Raw genomic sequence first — 7,012 nt, forward strand, 5'->3', positions numbered from 1 at the left:
CTTTAACGAAAACGCAAGTTGCTGCGAGTTAATTGGTCAAGAGACGTTACCCCCATCAATTTCATATCGCGTTCAATTTCAGCCCGCATTTGCCCTAATGCACGTTCAACTCCAGCTTGTCCAGCTGCTGCAAGTGGGAAAAGGTAATAACGCCCTAAACCAACCGCTTTTGCGCCTAGCGACAAAGCTTTTAGAACTTGCGTACCTCGCTGAACACCGCCATCCATCATCACATCCAAGCGGTCACCGGCGGCTTCAACAACCTCGGTTAATTGATTAAATGCGGTACTTGAACCATCTAATTGACGGCCACCATGATTAGACAAAATCACTCCAGTACAACCAGCATCCGCGGCAAGCTTCGCGTCAGCGCCTGACATTATACCTTTTAAACAAAACTCCCCATCCCAAAATTCAGCGAGTTCAGCTACATCATCCCAATTCATTGTTGGATCTAACATTTCAGTAAAGTAACGCCCAATCGAAGTTGCTCCACCACTCATGTCTACATGTGATTCTAGTTGCGGCAGTCTAAATTTTTCATGAGTTACATAATTAATGCCCCACATCGGTTTCATGGCAAATTGCATCATACCGCCTAAAGTCAATTGCATAGGGATAGAAAAGCCTGTTCTTAAATCACGCTCTCGATTGCCCCCTGTAATGCTGTCCACAGTTAACATAAGGACTTCAACGCCAGCCGCTTTCGCCCTTTCCAACATAGCTCGATTTAGTCCTCGGTCTTTATGAAAATAGAATTGGAAAACCTGTGGGTTTTTGTGTTTTTCTCTGATTTCTTCCATTGCCACAGTTCCCAGTGACGAGACGCCAAACATAGTGCCATATTTTTCAGATGCAGCAGCTACAGCTCGTTCACCTTTATGATGAAAGAGCCGCTGTAAGGCGGTCGGCGAACAATATACCGGTAAATCTAGTTTTTGCCCCATAACGGTAACAGACATATCTACAGATTCTACTCCCCTTAAAACATTCGGGATCAAATCGCACTTATCAAAGCAACTTGTATTATTTCTATATGTGACTTCATCGTCGGCACCGCCGTCAATATAGTTAAAAATAGGGCCCGGCAATCTACGTTCCGCTAATTTACGAAAGTCTTTAAAGTTATGGCAATTTTTTAGACGCATGGGGAGATCAACTCTCTTGTTAATTTTAGAAGAGTTAAGGGGGAAGTCCCCCTATAACTTGTTAAACGGTGTATTGAAAAGTTTTACTTCTATCTTGGCAATGTACTATTGAGTGCTATTTGACTTCAAATATGCATATGTAGCGGTGACAAAATAAACTAAAGTAGGGATAATTAACCAAGAGGTGACAATTTCAATATTCGTATTTGCGTATGCTAATAAACCTAACAAAGCACATGCGACTAAAGCCCCCCAAGACACAAATTTAGCTAATGTTGCATTAAGTGGGATTATTTTAACCGCATCTTCTGCGCCATTCGTAGGGCCAGCTAAGTAAACCGCTTCTTTAGCCTTGCGATCAGACTCTGCTTGTTCCGCAATTGCAGCTTCTGGGTAAGTTTCTTTTGCTCCCATAACTGACGCTAAGGCAACGTACATAGCTGTAGCAAAAATCCAAAGTGGCACTAAAATAAAGAACAAGTGCAATACTCCAGCTTGCTCCACTGCAATTCCTACCAACATAGAAACAACCCAGGTAGATAAAGCAGCCCAATTTGTAGTGTTGCCCTTATAACTTGACCAATAGCGAGTTAAACCTATTTTATTAAACAACCAATGTTCAGCGACAATAATAGCGCCAACAGGTGCCAACAATAGTCCCATGTAACCGACAAAACCTAGCAAACCTGAAAACACAAATGGAGAGCAGGCAATGATAGTCGTTATAATACCTACGACGATCGTAACGCGAGTACGTCCCCACGATTGATTTAATGAACTAAAAGCGAGTCCTGCACGATAAATAGTCGGGTTTGACGTTGTCCAACCAGCAATTATTACGGCCAAAATCCCTGATGTTCCTAGTGCTGTATATGCAACTGACCCCGGATCAATTGCTGTAATAGTGGTATTTAGCAATATCGCAGCTCCGGCCCCCATAACACCTGCACAGATCCAAGCAATGTAGTGACCAATAAACATACCAAGCGCAGAGAAATATCCATATCTAGGACTTTTTGCAAAACGTAGGAGTGTCATATCCCCTAAACTGCCATGCATCGCCAAATTAGCGACCCATGCAAAAGCAATTACATGCATAATACCAATATCACCGGTCGTTTTTTTCCAAATTGAATCACTAGCAACTGTTAAAAAGTCGTTAAAACTGTTGATACTGTCAACATTTGCTGTGGCCGCAACGGTTGTTGGCATCATGACAAAAGCACCAACGATAAACATTAAAATCATCCAAGGAGCACATACCTCAGCAAATGCAGCCAATTTCTTGAAACCTTTCACTGCCATATAAACCACTACGGCACCAACACCGAGCACAACCGCTACAAATCGCCAATCTGTTGGAAAGTAGCCAACTTGATCTGGTATCCCAAAAGGGATCCGAACTGCCGATGCGGAAACCGTTATCATCGCCCCAGCCAAAACACAAAACAAAATGCCGTTGATAACACTGTAGAATCTGATGGTTCCGGGTCCAGCAATTTTCTCTAAATATGCATACAAGGTTAAACGAGTGTCGGTTGCAATAGGAGCTGTAACGAGTCCCCAGGTTAACACTGCTAATAAGTTACCAATTAATAACCCAACTAATACATCAACTGCTCCAACCCCCCAAGATACAAATAATGCGCCAATAACAAATTCTGTTCCGGCCACGTGTTCCCCGGCGTAAGAAGCTGCGAACGTTTTGGGGCCCTGCAGTTTTTCTGCCGATACCGGTACTGATTCAAATTCTTCTGCTGCTGACATGATGCTCTCCAAACAAATAGCTTTTTACCACTGGGTATAAGCCTTTTTATAATTTTATTTTGTATTGCCTTAAGCTGTTATGAAGATCGCTAAAAGGTTTTTTTATTAAAAAGCACGGAAACCTGCAAAGACCCCCGTGCATATAGCTAATCACATATATAACATCTAGTGACCGTCGTTCTAAACAATCCCAGAGCCATTGCCACCGCTATTAGGACGCTCAATACCAGCCTGTGCTCGATAGCCTGACTTGCGATAAACAGCGATTGGATCAATTGCCCCACCTTTACGTAAACGAGCCATTTCTAATATTGGCGATACGTCTGTAGTAAAGGCCTTTTTCAATGTATTGCTACACATAAGCGCATCATTTTCAGTTTGATAACCACTTAACTTCTCGCGATCAACGATAAGTGCTGATACATAAGAACGTTGTACACTAGCCGCAGAGTTCATTAAACTTTCAATTGGGTCTGTCACGTTATGAGATTGATCTAACATATAATTAGGCCCAAATTCAGCTTGTTGACGATATTCTGCATCAACTAATTCATTGAAAATAAGGAACTGTTGATATGGATGCAAACTGCCGCTATCTAAATCGTCGTCGCCATATTTAGAGTCGTTGAAATGGAAACCACCAAGTTTCTTAAATTGGATCAAACGTGACACAATCATTTCAATGTTAACGTTAGGTGCATGGTGACCTAAATCAACAAGCGACTTAGCTTGAGGTCCAAGTTCCATCGCTGCTAATACATTACTTCCCCAGTCTTGAATAATCGTTGAGTAAAATGCAGGTTCAAACATTTTATGTTCGATGTGGAGTTCCCAGTCTGAAGGCAGGCCAGCATAAATCTTTTTCATGCTTTCTAAATAACGCTCAAAAGCATGTTGAAAATGTTGTTGACCTGGATGATTAGAACCATCCCCAACCCAAACAGTTAATGTTTTTGAATCTAGTGCTTTACCATATTCAATACAATCAAGGTTATGTTGAATAGCAAGGTCACGTGATTCTTGGCTGGTGTTGCTCAAGCTACCATACTTAAAACTATGTTCTTGTCCCGGCTGATCTTGGAATGTATTTGAATTGATAGAATCCCATTTCAGGTTCAGGCTGTCCGATGTTTGTTTCAACTCAGAGAAGTCATCCACTTTATCCCATGGAAAATGCGGAGAAACACGTTCAGTACACTGAGATAAGTCGTTAATAACCGCACTATCTTCTAGCTTTTCCCAGATATTACGAGGTTCACCCTCACCAGGGAAACGCGCAAAACGCGTTCCGCCTGTACCAGTTCCCCATGAAGGAACGGCAATTTGAAATTCTTCCGCTTTCGCTGTGATTTCATCAATATTGATACCGTCACGTGATAGCTTGTTACCAAGTGCTTGATAATCTTCTTGTAAATTGGCTTCTAATTTTGCATTTTCTTCTGCAATTAGCCCTTTATCGATACGTTGCGTCATAATAATTCCTATTTTCTCGTAACTTAGCGTAAAAACGCTTCGTGTAAACCACCGTCTACACTGATAATTTGACCTGTAGTTTTGCTTAATTGCCCAGACACCATCAAATAAGCTGCCTCTGCTTGGTCTGCTGGGGTAATTGGAGATTTAGTTAATGTGCGTTGGGCATAAAAATTAGCCAACTTGTCACGTAATTCGTCATCAGAATCTGATTCAGCAAAATCAACGCTGTATTTAGTTAATGAAGCGATGACTCGGTCACGAGGGAACATCGTACTGCCTTTCACAACAGTTGCAGGAGCTAAACCATTAACATTAACTAGCGGTGACAATTCAACAGCAAGCTCTCGTACTAAATGATTAGCCGCAGCTTTCGACGTATCATAAGCAAGAGAACCTTTCTTTGACACTGCTGCATTTACACTAGTTGTAAGAACTAATGCGCCTTTTAACCCTTGAGCTTTCCAAATTTCATTTGCTTCGGTACCGACGATATAGCCACCTTTTACATTTACGGCAAAGCTCACATCAAACTGCTGATCGTTACTCATACCCGATTGACCAGGAGCCAAAAATACACCTGCCGTAACGATAACTTTATCAATACCACCATAGGCTAAAATTACTTTTTCAAACATTTTCTGAACGCTTTCACGATCAGTAATATTCACTTCTTGAGCAATAGCAGGACCACAACCAGAGATCCCTGTCCCCGCGACACCGATACCTTGACCATAAATTGCCGCTAATTCATCAGCAGTTTTTTGTGCAGCGTCAAAACGTAAGTCGGCACAAACAACATGAGCCCCTTCTTTTGCAACTCTAAATGCGGTCTCTTTACCAATACCGTCACCAGCACCAATAACCACAACGATATCGCGAGCTAACGGTGCTTCTTTAGGCATCCGCTGTAACTTCGCTTCTTCTAAAGCCCAATATTCGATATCAAATGCTTCTTGCTGTGGTAAGGCTGTATATTCGCTAATTGCTTCAGCACCTCTCATGACTTCAATCGCACAGTTGTAGAACTCTGTCGTAACTCTCGATTCAGATTTGTTTTTACCCCAACCGATAATACCAACACCCGGAATTAAGATAACCGTTGGACTTGGGTCTCGCATCGCAGGAGAATCATCGCGTTTGCAGCTATTATAGTATTTTGCATAGTCTATTCGATATTGCTCAATACCAGCGTTAAGTTTTTCAACTAAGGTTTCAAAACTGTCTTGTTGAGGGTTAAAGTCAACGTAGAGTGGTTGAATTTTAGTACGTAAGAAATGATCTGGACATGAAGTGCCTAATTTAGCTAAACGAGGTGCGTCAACACTATTAACAAAACGTAACGCAGTTTCGTCAGTTTGAACCGTTGCAATAAATTTCACTTTATTAGATAGGATACCGCGAGCTACTGGTAAAAATTTACGAAGTAATTCCGTGCGTTTATTGTCTGGCAAACTTTCTACTTTGGCACCGCCAAAAGTCAATGCGCCTTTATCGTGTTCTTCGATATAACTTGCTGCTGTTTCAATAACCCATAATGACGTCTCGTAACAACTTTTACTTTCCGACTCCCAGTTAGTATGACCATGTTGCCCCAACAGAATTCCGATACTGTCAGGTTTTGCAGCATAAGCATCTTCACATACTTTTGCCGCTTCCCAACCTGGGCGCATCCAAGGTACATAAGCCATCTTTCCACCCCAAACTTTTTCAGTTAAGGCTTCTTGATCTTTACAAGAGGCAATTGCAATAACAGCATTTGGGTGTAAATGGTCAACATGCTTTTCCGCAATCATGGAATGAAGTGGGGTGTCAATTGAAGAAGCACGCGGGTTCAAACAAAAGTTACAATGTTTGTACATGCCAATCATTGCATCTTCGCCAGATGATTTATAACCTGTTACCGGTTGCTTTCGGTAAGCACCGTCTAATGCATTTAATTTACCTTGGTATAAAGAAGAGAAATTTTCTTTCTTCGCAGTTCGTAAATCACCGCCTGAACCTTTCACCCAAAGGACTTCAACCTCTTCCCCTGTTAATGGATCAGTTTCCATTAACTTCGCTGACGTATTGCCACCACCAGTGTTTGTAATGCGTTGATCTGCACCCAAAATGTTTGAACGGTACACTAGGCTATCTAGGGGAGATAACCCCTCAGCGATTTCATCATCCCAGTTGTAATCCACATATAGGTATTTGTCTTTTTTCATTGTCATTCTTTGTCACTCCCACTTAAAAAGGAAATCATGCGATAAATTAAATTATTTCACTCAATACTACCTCCAATTTAAACACAGTCAAGCATTTTCAATCATTTTAAGTCACCACAGAATAAATCAGATAAATTTCAAACAATTCAAGTCAAGCATTGTTTGTGTTATCAATATGAGCGAATAGATCTAATTATGGATTGCAATGTGTGCAACACGATGAAAATGAGAGCTATTTTTTAGCTGTAATTTAGTAAACTTATCTACTTGAGCACTACACTCACAAATACAAACGAGGATAGATTTGACATGAGAAAGGCGTTGCTCTTCTAAGCAGGAGCCAAAATATTTAATTAACAGCAGATCAACATCATAGTTGCCTTCATTAAACCGCATATCGTTTATATCGTTTAT

Annotated in this window: 5 protein-coding genes; all 5 read right to left on the minus strand. The window is 41.2% G+C overall.

The window, feature by feature from the left end:
• Window positions 1–2: 2 nt before the first annotated feature.
• Entirely contained in the window at window positions 3–1,148 is a 1,146-nt protein-coding gene (locus KO525_RS10145; RefSeq protein ID WP_215963691.1) for an alpha-hydroxy acid oxidase, read from the minus strand.
• Window positions 1,149–1,253: 105 nt separating this feature from the next.
• A complete protein-coding gene (locus KO525_RS10150; protein WP_215963692.1) occupies window positions 1,254–2,915 on the minus strand; it encodes a nucleoside transporter in 1,662 nt (553 codons plus the stop codon).
• A 180-nt stretch (window positions 2,916–3,095) separates the two neighbouring features.
• Window positions 3,096–4,388 carry an L-rhamnose catabolism isomerase gene (gene rhaI / locus KO525_RS10155; protein WP_215963693.1) on the minus strand — a complete coding sequence of 431 codons (1,293 nt, stop codon included), beginning with the start codon at window positions 4,386–4,388 and terminating at the stop codon, window positions 3,096–3,098.
• A gap of 23 nt (window positions 4,389–4,411) precedes the next feature.
• Window positions 4,412–6,598, minus strand: coding sequence for a bifunctional rhamnulose-1-phosphate aldolase/short-chain dehydrogenase (locus KO525_RS10160; RefSeq protein ID WP_252738704.1), 2,187 nt, complete (start codon window positions 6,596–6,598; stop codon window positions 4,412–4,414).
• 189 nt (window positions 6,599–6,787) lie between these two features.
• Window positions 6,788–7,012, minus strand: a 225-nt coding sequence (locus KO525_RS10165) for a hypothetical protein (RefSeq protein ID WP_215963695.1), incomplete at its 5' end; no start/stop codon positions are given.

Source organism: Psychrosphaera sp. B3R10, assembly GCF_018861025.1.
In the GTDB taxonomy this organism is placed as follows: Bacteria; Pseudomonadota; Gammaproteobacteria; order Enterobacterales; family Alteromonadaceae; genus Psychrosphaera; species Psychrosphaera algicola.